Origin of the sequence: Erythrobacter ramosus (assembly GCF_009828055.1) — a bacterium.
Lineage (GTDB): Bacteria > Pseudomonadota > Alphaproteobacteria > Sphingomonadales > Sphingomonadaceae > Erythrobacter > Erythrobacter ramosus.
This window is the reverse complement of record NZ_WTYB01000002.1, coordinates 807,086-822,498: the sequence shown is the minus strand read 5'-3', so window position 1 is coordinate 822,498 and position 15,413 is coordinate 807,086. Positions and strand designations below refer to the sequence as shown.

Below are 15,413 nucleotides of genomic sequence, written 5' to 3'. Positions count from 1 at the left end.
TATGGGTAACGGAACTTCCATCGGACGCGTTCGCGGGCTTGGCGCGGCGCATCATGGTCCGCATCACTGGCTGGTGCAGCGCTTCACCGCGATCGGCAATGTGGTGCTGATGAGCTGGCTGCTCGTCAGCCTGATCATGCTGGGCGATTATGGCTACGGCAATGTGGTCAAGTGGCTCTCGCAGCCGCTTTCGGCCACCGCGATGATCCTGCTGGTGTTAAGCCTGTTCTGGCACGCACGCCTCGGCCTGCAAGTGCTGATCGAGGATTACATTCACGACGCCGGCAGCAAGTTTGCTGCGATCTCGGCGCTCAATCTTGCAACAATTGGCGGCGGCGCGTTCGGCATTTTCAGCGTCGCCACGCTCGCATTCGGAGGTAATGCCTGATGGCAACCGCAGCTCCCAAGGGAACCGCAAATGATGTCGGGGGCGCGCATCTGACGGGCGCTTACACCATCGTCGACCACACCTATGACGTGGTCGTGGTGGGCGCGGGCGGTTCGGGCCTGCGCGCAACGATGGGCGCAGCCGAAAGCGGCCTGCGCACCGCGAACATCTCCAAGGTGTTCCCGACGCGCTCGCACACCGTGGCCGCACAGGGCGGCATCGCCGCGTCGCTGGGCAACAACTCGCCCGATCACTGGACCTGGCACATGTACGACACCGTCAAGGGGTCGGACTGGCTGGGCGATCAGGACGCGATCGAATATCTCGCGCGCGAAGCCCCGGCGGCGGTGTACGAGCTGGAGCACGCGGGTGTGCCCTTCAGCCGCAACGCCGATGGTACGATCTACCAGCGTCCGTTCGGTGGCCACATGCAGAACATGGGCGCGGGCCCGCCGGTCCAGCGCACCTGCGCTGCGGCTGACCGCACCGGCCACGCGATGCTCCACGCGCTGTACCAGCAGAGCCTGAAGTACGACGCGGACTTCTTCATCGAATACTTCGCGCTCGACCTGATCATGTCGGAAGTGGACGGGGTGAAGCAGTGCGTTGGTGTGATCGCCATGTGCCTCGATGACGGCAAGATCCACCGGTTCCGCGCGCAGAGCGTGGTGCTGGCGACCGGCGGCTATGGCCGCTGCTACTACACCGCGACCAGCGCCCACACTTGCACCGGCGACGGCGGCGGGATGGTGCTTCGGGCTGGCCTGCCCTTGCAGGACATGGAGTTCGTGCAGTTCCACCCGACCGGCATCTACGGCGCGGGCGTGCTGATTACCGAAGGTGCGCGCGGGGAGGGTGGCTATCTCACAAACTCCGAAGGCGAGCGCTTCATGGAGCGCTATGCCCCGTCCGCGAAGGACTTGGCATCGCGTGACGTGGTGTCGCGCTCAATGGCGCTCGAAATGCGCGAAGGGCGCGGTGTCGGGCCGGAGGGGGACCACATCTACCTCCACCTCGATCACATCGACCCCAATGTGCTGGCCCAGCGCCTGCCGGGGATCACCGAGAGCGGCAAGATTTTCGCCGGCGTCGATCTGACCCGCCAGCCGCTGCCCGTCACTCCGACGGTGCATTACAACATGGGCGGTATTCCGTGTAACTACCACGGGCAGGTCGTGACCTTGGGGCCGGATGGCAATCCGGACACCGTCATCCCCGGTCTGTATGCCGTGGGTGAGGCTGCGTGTGTGTCGGTGCATGGGGCGAACCGCCTCGGCTCGAACTCGCTGATCGACCTCGTGGTGTTCGGCCGTGCGACCGGCCACCACCTGCGCGACAATCTCCAGCCCAAGGCTAAGCAGCCCGAGCTTCCGGCCGACAGCGCCGACTTCGCGCTGACCCGGCTTGATCACTTCCGCTATGCGCAGGGTGGCTCGCCCACCGCGCAGATCCGCGCGGAAATGCAGAAGGCGATGCAGAAGCATTGCGCCGTGTTCCGCGACCAGAAGCTGATGGACGAAGGCGTCGCCAAGCTCGCCGAACAGAACAAGCGGATGGAAGACATCCACGTCACCGACAAGTCGCTGATCTGGAACAGCGATCTGATCGAGACGCTGGAACTCGACAACCTGATGGCGCAGGCCAACGTGACGATTGCCTCGGCCGCCAACCGCAAGGAAAGCCGCGGCGCCCACGCGCACGAGGATTTCCCCGATCGCAACGACAAGGAATGGATGAAGCACACCATCGCCTGGTTCGACGGCTGGGGCGGGCGCGGCTCGAACAGCCGGATCGATTACCGTCCGGTGCATGAGTACACGCTGACCGACGACATCAAGTACATCGAGCCCAAGGCGCGGGTGTATTGAGGAATCGATGACCTTCGACGAGTTCTGGCTCGCCTATCTGGGGCAACACAGGAAGGCGGGCACGCGCTTGTGCCACTACATTGGCACCAGCGTGGGACTCGTCGGCGGGATCGGGCTGGCGGTCTGGGGTGCTTACCTCGCCGCGGTCGTGGTGGCCGTGAGCGGCTACGCACTCGCACTTGCGGGCCATTTTCTGATCGAAGGCAACAAGCCCTACGCGACAAAGCCGCTGTGGGGGTTTTATGCCGACCTGCTGATGCTCAAGAAGTCGCTTACCGGCGAATTGCAGGCCGAACTGCAGCGGCTTGAACCGGCGGATGCGCCCGTCACGCAAGCGGATGTTCGGCACTAGATCTGCATGACCTGCCGCGTCGCGATCATCGGCGGTTACGGCAATTTCGGTGCGCATGTGGCGCGCAGCCTTGCTGGCGATCCTGCTATTCAATTGATCATCGCGGGGCGCTCGCTGGCAAAGGCTGAGGCTTTTGCGAGGGCGCTGAGTGTGGCCAATCCGGCCGAGGCGGGGGCCTATGATCTCACCGGCCCGCCCGAGGCTTTGGCCGCGCTGCGCCCCGATCTCGTCATCAACATGGTCGGGCCTTACAACGGGCAGTCTTATGCGGTTGCCGAGGCGGCCATCGCCTGCGGGGCGCATTATTGCGACATTGCCGATGCGCGCGAGTTCGTAACCGGGATCGGGGTGCTGGACGATGCGGCCAAGCGCGCAGGTGTGGCGGTGCTGGCGGGCGCGAGTTCGGTTCCGGCGCTGACGGCGGCCTATTGCGACGAAGCGGCCAAGACGATACGCACCATCCGCGCGGTCGAATACGGCATCAGCGGTGCGGAGCAATCCAATGCCGGCGCAGGCACGGTGGCGGCGGTGCTGTCCTTTGTCGGCCAGCGCTTCACCACCTTGCAGGGCGGGCGGATGACCCCGGTCACTGGTTGGAGCGAGCTGCGCCGTGTCGACCTCCCCAGCGTCGGCCAGCGCTGGTTCGGCCGCGCCAATGCACCCGATCTTGATCTGTTCGCGGCGCGCTATTCCGGGCTTCAGGACCATTCCTTCTGGGCGGGCCATGCCATCGCGCCGCTGCATTTCGGCACGGTGCTGATGGGCTGGCTGGCGCGTATCGGCTTGCTGCCCCGGCTCGACCGCTTTGCCCCGCACCTGGTGCGTATCGCGAGCTTGTTCGATTGGCTCGGCACCGGCACCAGCGGCTTCTTCATGACCATCACCGGCGAGGGCGCGGACGGAGTGCCGCTGACCCGACGCCACTGGATCATCGCCCGTTCGGGCCACGGGCCGTTCATCCCCTGCCTCCCGGTGATCCTGATCGCTCGCCACATGGCCGCTGGCCGCCGCTACGAGCCCGGCGCGCGGCCCTGCCTCGGCATCATCAGCCTTGCCGAATACCGCGCCGAATTCGCCCACTTCGACATCGAGGCCACCGACGCATGACCCCCGCGCCCTACAGCTACCGCGACAATCCCGCGGTCCCCGCCTTCGACGATTCGCGCCCGGTGTTCATCTTCGATCACGTCTGCGTGCTGTGCTCGGGCGGGGTGAGCTTCATCATGAAGCATGACCACAAGGGCATCGTCGCCTTCACCCCGGCGCAAGGCCCACTCGGCTCCGCACTGGCGCAGCATTTCGGGCTCGACTGGAACCAGAGCTACATTTTCCTGCGCAATGGCCGCGCCTTCATCAAGAGCGACGGCTATTTCGAGGTCGCCCGCGCGCTGGGCGGCTGGTGGCGGTTGGGGCTGGTGTTCCAGATCATCCCGCGCCCTCTGCGCGACTGGGCCTATGATATGATCGCGCGCAACCGGTATCGCTGGTTCGGCAAGACCGCCGAAGCCTGCGCGCTGCTGACGCCGGAGCAACGCGCGCGGCTGCTGTGAAAGTGCCAGCTTGACCAGCCCGCCGCGGACGGGCAGCTTGCTCCCAGATGAACAGGGGCACGATCATCGCAGGGGTGTTGGCGGCGTTGCTCGCAGGTCCGGCGCTATCGCAGTCCGCATCTACCGACCCCAACCAGCCCCCGCCTCATACCTTGCCCTATCCCGATCTTGGCAGTGGCAAGGATCGGGCCGAGCGGCGCACGTCCTATGACCTGAGCCCCGAACTCCATCGGGGAGTCTCCGCCGCCGCGATCCGCGCGCAGCAGCGCCGGCTTGATGCGGCACTCGCGGCGCTTCCCGCCCAGCGACCCGGCACGCCTGACGCATACGTCGTCACCATTGCGCTCGACAGCGACCCGGTGTTTGCGCGTGAGGCGCGGGAGGCCGCGCGGGTGCTCGGCGCACGCTATGGGGCAGGGGGGCGTACGCTGACGCTGGCGGGGCCGGATGGCACCCGCGACGATGCCCCGCATGGCTCGATCACCGCGCTGCTGCTGACGCTAGCGCACCTTGGCACGGTGATGGACGGGGTCGAGGATGTGCTGGTGCTCTACACCACCAGCCACGGCATGGATCTGGGGCTGGCCTATCATTACGGCGATAGCGGCTACGGCGTGCTGTCCCCGGTCAAGCTCAAGGCGGCGCTGGAGGAGGCGGGGATCACGCGGCGGGTGCTGATCCTGTCAGCCTGCTATTCGGGCGTCTTCGTCCCGGTGCTCGCCAGCCCCGATACGGCAATCCTCACCGCCGCCGCCAGCACGCGCAGCTCATTCGGCTGTGTGGCCGAGAATGACTGGACCTTCTTCGGCGACGCGCTGATCAACCGCGCCCTGCGCCAGCCCGTCGCCTTCGAAGAGGCGGCCCGGATGGCAACCCGCTCGGTCGCCGAGTGGGAAGCCAAGGCGCGCTTCCTCGCCTCACTGCCGCAGGTCAGCATCGGGGCGGGTGCCAAGGCGTGGCTGCCCAGCATCGAGGCGACCATGCCGCCCATCGCCAGCGCACCGGTGGGGCGGCCCGCCTTCGCAGAATAGCCTTCAGTTTTTGGGCGGTCCCTTGCGGGCTTGACCTTGTGTGGCGCTGATGTATCCAGTGGATACATCGCTAATCACAAGCAGGATTCCCTCCATGACCCCGTTTGATGCGCTCAAGGCCCAGCTGTCCGCCGTCGTCCCCTTTGCCGCCTATGTCGGTGTCGAGATCACCGAAATCGGCGAGGGCACAGCGACCGCCATCCTCACCCAGTCGCAAAATACCAGCAACCACATCGCCACCATGCACGCAGGCGCCCTGTTCACGCTGGCCGAGGCGGCTTCAGGGGCCGCGATGGCGGGGATGTTCCTTGAACGGCTCGCAGGCCTGCGCCCGGTGGCGGCGAGTTCGACGATTGATTACGTCAAGCCCGCGCGCGGCGCGATCACTGCCTATGCTGAGGTTGACGGCGCCAAACCCGCGCTGCTGGCCGCGCTCGATAGCGAGGGCAAGGTGCGCTTTCCGATCACCGTCCGCATGGAGGATACCAAGGGCCGCCAGGTCGCGTGCATGACCGTGGACTGGCACGTCGCGGCGCTGGCGCGCGCGGCCTGATGGCGCCTCGCGGTGCCTATCACCACGGCGATCTGGCCGCTGCGGCGGTGGACGAGGCGCTGCGGTTGATCGACGCCGATGCCAGCGCCAGCTTCTCGCTGCGGGCGCTGGCCGAACGGCTCGGCGTCGCGCACCGGGCGCTCTACAACCACTTTGCCGACCGCGAGGCGCTGCTGGCAGGCGTGGCGGCGCGGGGGTTTGATATGCTGGCAGATGCGCTGGTCATCGCGCCCGATGCCCCCAGCTTCCTCGCGGCCTATGTCCGCTTCGCGCTTGCACGCCCGGGGCTCTATGACGTGATGATGGCGCGGCGGCATACGGCGATCAACGGTGATCCCGGCTTGCGGGCGGCGGTCGACCGGGTGATCGGCGCGGCGGTGAAGGGCTTGGCGACCCCCGGCGCGGATGATGAGACTCAGCGGCGCGAGGTCATGCGCATCTGGATGATCGCCCACGGCGGGATCGGCCTCCAACGCGCCCGAATGCTCCGCCTGCGCAGCGACGCCGAATTTGCAGAGGAAATCCTGCGCATCGCCGGGTTTTAGGGCGCTGCCCGCCGCGCCGCGATGATTATCAACGGTTCGGCCAGCATCTGGCCCTTCATCACCCCTTCGCCTGCCTCAGCGTCGCGCGCGGCGGTGTGGATTGCGGCGACCACCTCCATGCCCGCTGTGACATGGCCGAACACGGCAAAGCCGTCCCGCCAGGCCAGATCGCTCGCCTTGGGATCGGCGTCGAAGCCGGTCTGATCCTCGATCATGATGAAGAAGTCGCCATCGGCCGTGCCTGCGCCAGCACTCGCCATCGCCAGCGCGCCGTGGACATGACTGAGGCCGGTTGCGCTGGTCGGTTCATGGATGATCGGCGGCAGGATACGCTTGGGATCGCCGCGCGTGCCGCCTTGCAGGATGCCGGAAGGCTCGCGCTCACCGGGCAGGTCCATCGCACGGTAGAAGGTCGCGCCGCCGAAGCGCCCTTCCTCGACATAGCGCAGGAAATTGCCAGCGGTCACCGGTGCGCGTTCGGTTTCGAGCGCGATGGTGATGGGGCCGAGGTTGGTTTCCAAGACCACGCTGACGCTCGCAGCTTCGGGGAAGGGGCGGATGGCGGGCCGGGCGGTCGGGCTTCCGGCGAAGTCGGCCGGGGTCAAGGCCGGTGCGCCGCCGGGCGGGGGCTTCACCTCGAACTTCATCAGCAGCGTGCGCTGGCAGCCGGGGTTGGGATCGGGATCGCAATTGCGGAAATTGTCGTCCGAGGCGAGGTAGAGGAAGGTCTTGCCCGGCGTCTCGCGCACGGCCAGCCCTTCGAAATTGTCGAGCTTGAGCGGCGGGGCGAGCACGGCCAGCGTCCGGGTGGTGCCATCGGCGCCGAGTTCCACAATCGCGGCGCGGTTGCCTTCGCTTTCCTTGTAGCTGCGAAACAGCACGTAACAGATGCCGTTGGCCTTGCAGGCCGCATCGGTCGGCACGCCGCCGACTTCGGCGATCCCTGCGGGCGCGGCGAGGTGGAAGGGGGCGGCGCCCGCATCCGTGACGCGCAGGCAATTGGGGCGGGCAGGGTCGGCCCATTCCCCGCAGGCGAGTAGGCCGCCGGGATAGGCAGCCAGCGTCTCGATCCCGGCATTGGCCTCGGCCCCGGCGATCAGCGTGGCGGCGCGGGTGTCCTCGCCGGTGGCGGGGGCGGTGATGTCGGCATAGCGCCAGATGCGGTGGTCCTGCTCGAACGCGACCAGCCATTCGCCAGAGGGCAGCCGCGTGATCGCCTCGGCATCACCGCGCGCCTTCGATCCAAGCGCCTTGCCCTTGGCATCGCGCAGCGAATCGATCCGAAGCGCCGTCACATCGACCAGCCGCACGCCCAGATCCTCAGGGGTCAGAATGATCCAGCGCCCGTCATCGGTGACGGCGTATAATTCCCCGTCGTCCCACGCGAGGCTGGAAATGCCGCCGATGTTCACGGCATCGGGCGCGATGGAAATCCCGCCGCGGAAGATCAATTCGCCCACTTCGGTCGCGCCGCCTTCGTCCGACAATTCGGCGGAGTTGGTGACCGGCAGGAACGGCTCGTCGCCCCGCGCCGGCAGGGCAATAGCGAGCGTGGCGAAAGCCAGCAGAGGGGCGAAGATGCGCATCCATGTCATTCATCCGGGTGTATCGCCGCTTCAACGAAGCGCAAGCCGGTCCGGCACTCGTTCAGCCACGCGAAAGATTTACAAATGTAATCGTTATGACTACAGGTGTAATCACAAACCGAGGGAGACCCCCTGTGACCCCGTCCGACGACGCTCTTGGCGAACGCATCACCGAAGCCGAACATGCGGTGATGGAAGTCCTGTGGGACCGCCCGCGGCAGACCGCCGCCGATGTGTGCGAGGAGGTCTGCACCGCGCGGGGCTGGAGCCTCGCCACGGTGAAGACGCTGCTCTCGCGCCTTGTCCAGAAGGGCGCGCTGGCGGCGGAACCGGATGGCCGCCGCTTCCTCTACACCCCGACCATCGCCCGTGAGGCCTATGTCGGGGGCGAGTCGCGCCGATTGGTAGACCGCCTGTTCGGCGGCAGCGCCGCTTCGCTGGTGGCGCATCTGGCCGAAACCGAAGCCCTGACCGAGGATGACCTCGCCGAGATCGAGGCACTGCTGAAGGAGCTGCGGCCATGAGCGGGATGTTGCTGCACACGCTGGCGTGGACCGGCGTGCTGATTGCGCTGGTGCTGATGCTGCGGCGCCCGGTCACCAGGCATTTCGGCCCCGAGGCGGCATACGCCCTGTGGCTGATCCCGGCGGCGCGGCTGGTGCTGCCGCCGGTCACGCTTCCCGCCTGGATGGCGCCCAAGGTGGCCGAGCCTGCGCTAACCACGCCCGCCACCTTGCTCGCCGACGCACCGCCGCCCGCCGATCCGATGATCTGGGAGGCTGCGGTTCAGGCCCCTCCCGGGGCCGTGCCCCCGCCGCTGACTGTGCCGATGGAGGCTGCGCCGCCACCGGCCGGGTTCGATGTCTTCGCTACGCTCGCCGACCTGCCGATCATCGAAGGCTTGCTACTGATCTGGCTCGCCGGGGCAGGGGTGACCTTGTGGCGGCGCTTTGCCGCTTACTTCGAACTGCGTGACATCTTGCTGGCCGAGGGCCGCGAGGTCGGCCGCGCGAATGGTCTGCTCGGCAAGGTTCGGCTGATTGAGACCCCGGCAACCACCGCGCCGCTGGCGATGGGCGTGTTCGATCCGGTAATCGCGCTGCCCCCCGGCTTTATGGCGCTGCATGACCGCCCGGCGCGTGATCTCGCGCTGGCGCATGAATTGGCGCACCACCGCGGCGGTGACTTGCTGGTCAATGTCCTGATCCAGCCCTTGTTCGCGCTGCACTGGTTCAATCCGCTCGGCCGCTATGGCTGGCTGGCGCTGCGGCGCGATCAGGAGGCCGCCTGCGATGCGCGGGTGATGGCCCGCCGCTCGGCCCAGGAACGCGCTGCCTATGCCGCGCTCATCGCCCGCTTTGCCGCCTTGCCCGGCGCCACCCACAACGCCGCCCTGACCGCGCCGATGGCCTGTCCGGTGCTCGGCGAGAAATCGATCATTCACCGCTTAAGGAGTCTAGCCATGTCCGACCTGTCCCCCCGCCGCCGTCTAGCCGGCCGTGCGCTCCTTGGCGCCGGGCTGCTGGCTTTGCCGCTGACCGCTTCGATCAGCTATGCCGCGACCGAAGCCGTGCTCGAAGCGCCCGAGGCTCCGGAACCGCCCGCACCGCCTGCTCCGCCCGAAGCGCCCGAGCCGCCGATGCCGCCCGAGGCGCCCGAACCGCCGACGGTGATCATGATGGGCGGCGACAGTGCCAGCGAAACCGAAGTGACCGAGCACGTCTGGCGCGATGAGGACGGCAAGGAACGCCGGATGAAGATGGTGTTCCGTGGTGGGCCTGACCGTGAGGAAATCGCCCGCGAACTCGAAGCCGCCGAGGGTTTTGACAAGGCCAGCCGCGACGCGATGTTCGCCGCGCTTGAAGAAGGCCTTGCCGAAGCCGACCGGGTCCGCGCCGAACTGCCGCATATCATCGCCGACGCCATGGCGTCAGCCGACGCTGCCCATGCCGCCGCCGGTCAACAGCGCATCATCGTCAAGCGCGAATGCCAGCCGGGCAGCGACGAGGTGAGCGAGACCACCAACAAGGATGGCGTGCAGGTCATCTCGATCTGTCACAAACGCATCTTCGCTTCGGCTCGCAAGGGTCTCGAGGAAGCCCGCGCGGAAATCGCCAGCGACAAGGACATTCCCGAAGACACCCGCAAGCAGTTGCTCCGCACGCTTGACCGGCAGATCGACCGGTGGACGGAAAAGGAAGGCTGAGCCGCAAGGTGGCGGCGGTTACTTCCCTGCCGCTTTGGTCCGGGCCGGATAGGCGCAGCCCTTGCCTTGGCCCAGTCCCTTGAGGAATGCGCGTCTCGCCATCCCTGCAGTAAAGGCAGCGCGCAGGGCCCGGTCATTGCTGGCCGCGCCCGTCACTTCACGCAGGATGCCGCGGAACGGGATCACCGATCCGACGATGCTCTGGCCGATCCGGCCTTCGCTCAGCCGGTCCTTCCCGTCATCCTCGGCAATGTCGTAATCGGCGCCCAGTTCCATATCGAGCGCGGCGATTTCGGTGACGAGGTCATTGCAGCGCCCTCTGCCCGGCACCGCATAGGGATTGCGCACGGCCGCTTGCAGGATTTCGGGAATGTCGCGCGCGTCGATGTTGAGGTCGCGCAAGGGGGTCTTGGCGACTTCGGTGGCATCAGGCTCGGGCATGGACTGCGCGTGGGCCGTGCCTCCGGCCAAGCCAGCGAGGCAGGTGAGAGCAGCGAGCGCGGTAAGGGGGAGGGGGCGCTTCATATCAGGTTCCTTCAAAGAAAACGTTGCAGGCGGCATCATTCGTGCTTTCGAGCCCCAGCCTGAGCGCGGTCATGCGCTGGCGGCTGGTGCCGTGAGTGAAGTTCTCCGGATTGATGCTCTGTCCGGCATTGCGCATTAACGTATCATCGCCAATCGCGCTGGCGGCTTTCAAACCTTCCTCAAGATCGCCCGGGTCGATCAGGTCGCGGTTCTTGCCCGCCCACATTCCGGCATAGCAATCGGCCTGCAATTCCATCGCCACTTGCAGGCGATTGGCCGCCGCCGGATTGCGCTGCTGTTCGCGCCGCACCTGATTGGCGAGGCCAGTGATGTTCTGGAGGTGGTGGCCATATTCATGCGCGATGACATAGAGCCGCGCAAAATCGCCGCCGGTGCCCGACATCTGGGCCAACTGGTCATAGAAGCCTGTGTCGATATAGATACCCTTGTCAGCCGGGCAGTAGAACGGCCCCGCCGCCGATGTCGCACTGCCGCAGCCTTCGGTATCCACCTGCCCACGGAAGAGATCGAGGCCGGGCTGCTCGAACGGCAGGCCTGAGCGCGCAAAGCTCGCCTGCCAGGTGTCATTGAGGTTGGTGAGTGCGTTGCAGGCCTCAGTCGCATAGGCGCTGCTGGTGCAGACCACCTGTTCGTCCATCTCGCGCCCGCCGCCGCTGGTGCCCGCAGGTGCGCCCTGCTGTTGGACGCTTTCGACCATGCCGATGGTCTGCATCGGGTCGAGCCCGAACACCACCGCTCCGATCAGCGCGATGACCAGCGTCCCGCAGCCCACGCCGCGCGCGCCGCCCATGCCGCCGCCTCCGCCGCCATCGCTGGAGCGGACATTGATTTTTGATGTGTCAAATGGGCCTAATCGCATGGGAAATCCTTCTGCTTCGGCCCTCGCTTCAGCAATTTGCTGGACAGCCGCCAACCGCACGGCAAAAGCGAACACCAATAGGCCGAACGTGCAGGAGATGCGGCGAATGCTCAAGAACCGGCGTGCTCTCGTCACCGGATCGACCTCGGGAATCGGTCTCGCGATTGCGCGCGCGCTGGCCGCCGAAGGGGCCGAGGTGATTCTCAACGGGCTGGGCGATCCGGCTGAAATCGCCACGCTTTGCGAGGAATTGGGCGCGAGCTACAACGGCGCGAACCTGATGGATGCTGGCGCGATTTCCGCGATGATGAGCGCGGTCGGCCCGGTGGATATCCTCGTCAACAATGCCGGAATGCAACATGTCTCTCCGGTCGAGGATTTTCCGCCCGAAAAGTGGGACGCGATCATCGCTTTGAACCTGACGGCGGCGTTCCACACCACGCGCCTTGCAGTGCCCGGGATGAAGGCCAAGGGTTGGGGGCGGATCATCAACACCGCCAGCGCCCATTCGCTCGCCGCCTCGCCGTTCAAAAGCGCCTATGTCGCGGCCAAGCATGGGCTGGCAGGTTTTACCAAGACCATCGCGCTGGAACTGGCGACCTGCGGCGTCACCGCCAATTGCATCAGTCCGGGCTATGTCTGGACCCCGCTGGTGGAGAACCAGATTCCCGACACCATGGCCGCGCGCGGCATGACGCGCGAGCAGGTTATGAACGATGTGCTGCTCGCCAAGCAGCCGACCAAGAGCTTCGTCCTGCCCGAAGATGTCGCCGCGCTGGCAGTGTTCCTGTGCGGCGATGCGGCGCGCAATATCACCGGGGCGAACTACACCATTGACGGGGGCTGGACCGCCGAATGAGCCTAGCGCGCGCCCGGCTGCTGGTGACATTGCTGGCGAGCCTGTGGCTGGCCGCCTGCGCCCGCGCGCCGATCGAAGTCGCGCCGGACCCGGTGCAGAGCGACATCGCCGCGCGGCTGAAAGCCGATATTGATGTGCTCGCCAGCGATCAGTTCGCCGGGCGCAAGCCGGGCACGCCGGGCGCCAAGGCAACCTTCGAATATATCGAGCGGCGCATGGGCGAGGTCGGGCTGGTTTCTGGCACCAATGATCCCGGCTCCTACTGGCGCCTGGCGGTCGACTTGGTCGAGGCTGTGCCGCAGACTGGGCAGCTGACATTAGGAGTCGGGCGTAGGGCCGTGACTCTCACCGAAGCCGAAGCAGCGGTCTACACCCCGCGCCGCCGTGCGCTGGCAGCGGGCGGGCCGGGGACGGGCGTGCCGGTGGTGTTCGTGGGTTATGGCGATGGCTCGGTGCTGGGGGATGCGCTGGCCGGAGCCGCGGCTCTGATGCTCGCTGATCCGGGCCGCGATCGGACGCGGCGCGAGGCCTTGTTCCGTCAGCGTGCGACGGCGGTGGTAACAGTCGTGCCCGATGCCGAAGCGCTCGCCACGGTTCGCCGCAACGCAGAACGTGGGCGGGTGGAACTCGCCAGCGAACAGATGGATACGCTCTCGGCCTATATCACCGACGCTGCGCTTGGCCGGGTGTTGGGCGAAAAGCGCTGGGAGCAGTGGAAGCGCGAAGCCTTAAAGGCCGACTTCGCCCCGCTCGAACTTAATCTGGCAGTGACGATCGAAGCGACGTCGGATCGCCGCGAGTTTCCCAGCCAGAACATCATCGGGATGATCCCCGGCAACGTCCCCGGATCGGGTGCGGTGCTGCTGCTGGGACATTGGGATCATCTGGGCGAATGCGGCCCGCCCGAAGCCGCCGACCGGATCTGCAACGGCGCGGCTGACAATGCCAGCGGGATTGCGATGATGCTGGAACTGGCACGGCGACTGAAGGCCGGTCCGCCGCTGGGCCGTGATATCTATGTTCTGGCAACCAGCGCTGAAGAGGCCGGGCTGCTCGGCGCGCGCGCATTTGTGAAGACGCCGCCGCTGCCGCTGGCCAGCATTGTCGCTGCGTTCAATTTCGACATGATGGCGGTCGCGCCAGAGGGCAGTCCGGTGGGTATCATCGGCCGCGGCCACACTCCGGCGCTTGATGCCGCGATCCTCGAAGTTCTAGCCCGCAAGGGGCGTCTGATCGGCGACCAGAGCCTTGCCGACAGCTTCCTCCAGCGCCAGGATGGCTGGGCGCTGCATCAGGCAGGCGTGCCGAGCGTGCTGCTGTCGAGCACCTATGGCAGCCGCGCGATCCTCGATCCTTTCCTCCTCAGCCGCTATCACCGGCCAGACGATGATGCGGCGCAAATCGAGCTGGGCGGGACGATTGAGGACTTGCTGCTGCATGAGGATCTGATCCGCCAGCTGGCCGACCCGGAACGCTATCCGCCAGCCGCCGCCCCGCAGCCCTAGCGCAATCGGGCAAGTGCGGTTACATGGGCCGCCACGATTCTCCGGCGCATCAAAATCAAAGGTGCGAGGGGAACCTCCTCTCGGACATCAGAAAGTGGCGCTCATGGATATCCCGCTCGGTCTTACCTTCGACGACGTGCTGCTCCGCCCCGCGGAAAGCAGCGTGTTGCCGAGCATGGCCGATACCTCGACCCGGCTGACGCGCGACATCGCGCTCAACATCCCGGTGCTGTCGTCGGCGATGGATACCGTGACCGAAGCCGATATGGCGATTGCCATGGCGCAGCTGGGCGGGATCGGCGTGCTGCACCGCAATCTCGATATCGACGCACAATGCGCCGCCGTGCGGGCGGTGAAGCGTTACGAGAGCGGCATGGTGGTCAACCCGATCACCATCCACCCCGATGCGACGCTGGGGGAGGCGCAGACGCTGATGCAGCTGCACCGGATCAGCGGGATTCCCGTGGTCGATGCGGGCGGCAAGCTGTGCGGCATCCTCACCAATCGCGATGTGCGCTTCGCCGAAAACCCGATGCAGCCAGTGCGCGAGCTGATGACGACCGAAAACCTCGCCACGGTTTCGCTTGGCACAGGTCAGGAAGAAGCGCGCCGCCTGCTCCACGCTCGCCGGATCGAAAAGCTGCTGGTGGTGGATGACGCGTTCCGCTGCATCGGCCTCATCACGGTCAAGGATATCGAAAAGGCGGTGAACTACCCGCACGCGACCAAGGACGGCACGGGCCGCCTGCGTGCGGCGGCGGCGACCACTGTCGGCGATGCCGGGTTCGCCCGCACCGAAGCGCTGGTCGATGCCGAGGTCGACGTGATCGTGATCGACACCGCCCACGGCCACAATATCGAAGTCGCCCGCGCCGTGGAGCGGGTGAAGAAGCTCTCCAACCGGGTGCAGGTCATCGCCGGCAATGTCGCCACGGCCGAAGCGACCCGCGCGTTGGTCGATGCAGGCGCCGATGCGGTCAAGGTCGGGATCGGGCCGGGCTCGATCTGCACCACCCGCGTGGTCGCCGGCGTGGGCGTGCCGCAGCTGACCGCGATTATGGAAAGCGCCGCCGAAGCCGCCAAGTCGGGCGTGCCGGTGATCGCCGATGGCGGCCTGCGCACTTCGGGCGATGCGGCCAAGGCGCTGGCGGCGGGCGCATCCAGCGTGATGATCGGCTCGATGCTGGCTGGCACCACCGAAAGCCCGGGCGAGGTGTTCCTCTACCAAGGCCGCAGCTACAAGGCGTATCGCGGCATGGGCTCTGTCGGCGCAATGGCGCGCGGCTCGGCCGACCGTTATTTCCAGCAGGATGTCAGCGCGATGAAGCTGGTGCCTGAAGGGATTGAAGGCCAGGTTCCGTTCAAGGGCCCCGCGTCCGATGTCGTCCACCAGCTGGTCGGCGGGATCAAGGCCGCCATGGGCTATACCGGCTCGTCCACGATTGCCGACTTGCAGGCCCGCGCAAAGTTCGTGCGCATTACCAATGCTGGCCTTTCGGAAAGTCATGTCCACGATGTCGCAATCACCCGCGAGGCTCCCAATTACCCGACCCGCTAGGTTCTTC

General features: G+C 66.4%; 16 protein-coding genes. 13 read left to right on the top strand and 3 right to left on the bottom strand.

The window, feature by feature from the left end:
* The first annotated feature begins 1 nt into the window (after nucleotide 1).
* The 8 genes from sdhD to GRI59_RS10510 all read left to right on the top strand — a co-directional run bounded on the left by sdhD (nucleotide 2) and on the right by GRI59_RS10510 (nucleotide 6,287).
* Entirely contained in the window at nucleotides 2-388 is a 387-nt protein-coding gene (gene sdhD / locus GRI59_RS10545; RefSeq protein ID WP_160761126.1) for a succinate dehydrogenase, hydrophobic membrane anchor protein, read from the top strand.
* A complete protein-coding gene (gene sdhA / locus GRI59_RS10540) occupies nucleotides 388-2,256 on the top strand; it encodes a succinate dehydrogenase flavoprotein subunit (RefSeq protein WP_160761125.1) in 1,869 nt (622 codons plus the stop codon). The genes sdhD and sdhA overlap by 1 nt, the downstream gene beginning before the upstream one ends.
* Nucleotides 2,257-2,263: 7 nt before the next feature.
* Nucleotides 2,264-2,608 (top strand): DUF962 domain-containing protein, encoded by a 345-nt coding sequence (locus GRI59_RS10535; RefSeq protein ID WP_160761124.1) that lies wholly within the window; start codon nucleotides 2,264-2,266, stop codon nucleotides 2,606-2,608.
* Between the two features lie 6 nt (nucleotides 2,609-2,614).
* A complete protein-coding gene (locus tag GRI59_RS10530; RefSeq protein WP_160761123.1) occupies nucleotides 2,615-3,715 on the top strand; it encodes a saccharopine dehydrogenase family protein in 1,101 nt (366 codons plus the stop codon).
* On the top strand, nucleotides 3,712-4,158 hold the full coding sequence (locus GRI59_RS10525; RefSeq protein WP_160761122.1) for a thiol-disulfide oxidoreductase DCC family protein: 447 nt from the start codon (nucleotides 3,712-3,714) through the stop codon (nucleotides 4,156-4,158). Before GRI59_RS10530 ends, GRI59_RS10525 begins: the two co-directional genes overlap by 4 nt.
* Before the next feature lie 47 nt (nucleotides 4,159-4,205).
* Nucleotides 4,206-5,189: a C13 family peptidase gene (locus tag GRI59_RS10520; RefSeq protein WP_160761121.1), complete on the top strand. Its 984-nt coding sequence runs from the start codon at nucleotides 4,206-4,208 to the stop codon at nucleotides 5,187-5,189.
* Between the two features lie 94 nt (nucleotides 5,190-5,283).
* Nucleotides 5,284-5,742, top strand: coding sequence for a YiiD C-terminal domain-containing protein (locus tag GRI59_RS10515; protein WP_160761120.1), 459 nt, complete (start codon nucleotides 5,284-5,286; stop codon nucleotides 5,740-5,742).
* On the top strand, nucleotides 5,742-6,287 hold the full coding sequence (locus GRI59_RS10510; protein ID WP_160761119.1) for a TetR/AcrR family transcriptional regulator: 546 nt from the start codon (nucleotides 5,742-5,744) through the stop codon (nucleotides 6,285-6,287). The genes GRI59_RS10515 and GRI59_RS10510 overlap by 1 nt, the downstream gene beginning before the upstream one ends.
* Here GRI59_RS10510 and GRI59_RS10505 read toward each other — a convergent pair.
* Nucleotides 6,284-7,882 (bottom strand): esterase-like activity of phytase family protein, encoded by a 1,599-nt coding sequence (locus tag GRI59_RS10505; RefSeq protein WP_160761118.1) that lies wholly within the window; start codon nucleotides 7,880-7,882, stop codon nucleotides 6,284-6,286. The two genes, GRI59_RS10510 and GRI59_RS10505, sit on opposite strands and share 4 nt — an antisense overlap.
* Nucleotides 7,883-8,007: 125 nt before the next feature.
* On the opposite strand from GRI59_RS10505, the gene GRI59_RS10500 reads away from it, so the two are divergent.
* Together GRI59_RS10500 and GRI59_RS10495 are read left to right on the top strand one after the other, a co-directional pair.
* Nucleotides 8,008-8,397, top strand: a complete 390-nt coding sequence (locus GRI59_RS10500) for a BlaI/MecI/CopY family transcriptional regulator (RefSeq protein ID WP_301749301.1) — start codon at nucleotides 8,008-8,010, stop codon at nucleotides 8,395-8,397.
* Complete coding sequence (locus GRI59_RS10495; RefSeq protein WP_160761116.1) at nucleotides 8,394-10,079, top strand: M56 family metallopeptidase; 1,686 nt, start codon at nucleotides 8,394-8,396, stop codon at nucleotides 10,077-10,079. Before GRI59_RS10500 ends, GRI59_RS10495 begins: the two co-directional genes overlap by 4 nt.
* Before the next feature lie 18 nt (nucleotides 10,080-10,097).
* Here GRI59_RS10495 and GRI59_RS10490 read toward each other — a convergent pair whose 3' ends face one another.
* Together GRI59_RS10490 and ypfJ are read right to left on the bottom strand one after the other, a co-directional pair.
* Nucleotides 10,098-10,604, bottom strand: coding sequence for a hypothetical protein (locus GRI59_RS10490; RefSeq protein WP_160761115.1), 507 nt, complete (start codon nucleotides 10,602-10,604; stop codon nucleotides 10,098-10,100).
* Between the two features lies 1 nt (nucleotide 10,605).
* Nucleotides 10,606-11,484, bottom strand: a complete 879-nt coding sequence (gene ypfJ / locus GRI59_RS10485; RefSeq protein ID WP_160761114.1) for a KPN_02809 family neutral zinc metallopeptidase — start codon at nucleotides 11,482-11,484, stop codon at nucleotides 10,606-10,608.
* A gap of 97 nt (nucleotides 11,485-11,581) precedes the next feature.
* On the opposite strand from ypfJ, the gene GRI59_RS10480 reads away from it, so the two are divergent.
* The 3 genes from GRI59_RS10480 (at nucleotide 11,582) to guaB (ending at nucleotide 15,406) form a co-directional block, all read left to right on the top strand.
* Nucleotides 11,582-12,343 carry a 3-hydroxybutyrate dehydrogenase gene (locus GRI59_RS10480; protein WP_160761113.1) on the top strand — a complete coding sequence of 254 codons (762 nt, stop codon included), beginning with the start codon at nucleotides 11,582-11,584 and terminating at the stop codon, nucleotides 12,341-12,343.
* The gene (locus GRI59_RS10475) at nucleotides 12,340-13,848 is read left to right on the top strand and encodes a M20/M25/M40 family metallo-hydrolase (protein WP_160761112.1); all 1,509 of its coding nucleotides are present in this window, start codon (nucleotides 12,340-12,342) and stop codon (nucleotides 13,846-13,848) included. The genes GRI59_RS10480 and GRI59_RS10475 overlap by 4 nt, the downstream gene beginning before the upstream one ends.
* A gap of 103 nt (nucleotides 13,849-13,951) precedes the next feature.
* Nucleotides 13,952-15,406 (top strand): IMP dehydrogenase, encoded by a 1,455-nt coding sequence (gene guaB, locus GRI59_RS10470; protein WP_160761111.1) that lies wholly within the window; start codon nucleotides 13,952-13,954, stop codon nucleotides 15,404-15,406.
* Nucleotides 15,407-15,413 lie beyond the last annotated feature (7 nt).

Coding starts and splice junctions, on each gene's coding strand:
- GRI59_RS10505 (WP_160761118.1), bottom strand. CDS start 7,882: ATGACATGGATGCGCATCTTCGCCCCTCTGCTGGCTTTCGCCACGCTC.
- GRI59_RS10530 (WP_160761123.1), top strand. CDS start 2,615: ATGACCTGCCGCGTCGCGATCATCGGCGGTTACGGCAATTTCGGTGCG.
- GRI59_RS10515 (WP_160761120.1), top strand. CDS start 5,284: ATGACCCCGTTTGATGCGCTCAAGGCCCAGCTGTCCGCCGTCGTCCCC.
- GRI59_RS10510 (WP_160761119.1), top strand. CDS start 5,742: ATGGCGCCTCGCGGTGCCTATCACCACGGCGATCTGGCCGCTGCGGCG.
- sdhD (WP_160761126.1), top strand. CDS start 2: ATGGGTAACGGAACTTCCATCGGACGCGTTCGCGGGCTTGGCGCGGCG.
- guaB (WP_160761111.1), top strand. CDS start 13,952: ATGGATATCCCGCTCGGTCTTACCTTCGACGACGTGCTGCTCCGCCCC.
- GRI59_RS10535 (WP_160761124.1), top strand. CDS start 2,264: ATGACCTTCGACGAGTTCTGGCTCGCCTATCTGGGGCAACACAGGAAG.
- ypfJ (WP_160761114.1), bottom strand. CDS start 11,484: ATGCGATTAGGCCCATTTGACACATCAAAAATCAATGTCCGCTCCAGC.
- GRI59_RS10490 (WP_160761115.1), bottom strand. CDS start 10,604: ATGAAGCGCCCCCTCCCCCTTACCGCGCTCGCTGCTCTCACCTGCCTC.
- GRI59_RS10525 (WP_160761122.1), top strand. CDS start 3,712: ATGACCCCCGCGCCCTACAGCTACCGCGACAATCCCGCGGTCCCCGCC.
- GRI59_RS10475 (WP_160761112.1), top strand. CDS start 12,340: ATGAGCCTAGCGCGCGCCCGGCTGCTGGTGACATTGCTGGCGAGCCTG.
- sdhA (WP_160761125.1), top strand. CDS start 388: ATGGCAACCGCAGCTCCCAAGGGAACCGCAAATGATGTCGGGGGCGCG.
- GRI59_RS10480 (WP_160761113.1), top strand. CDS start 11,582: ATGCGGCGAATGCTCAAGAACCGGCGTGCTCTCGTCACCGGATCGACC.
- GRI59_RS10495 (WP_160761116.1), top strand. CDS start 8,394: ATGAGCGGGATGTTGCTGCACACGCTGGCGTGGACCGGCGTGCTGATT.
- GRI59_RS10520 (WP_160761121.1), top strand. CDS start 4,206: ATGAACAGGGGCACGATCATCGCAGGGGTGTTGGCGGCGTTGCTCGCA.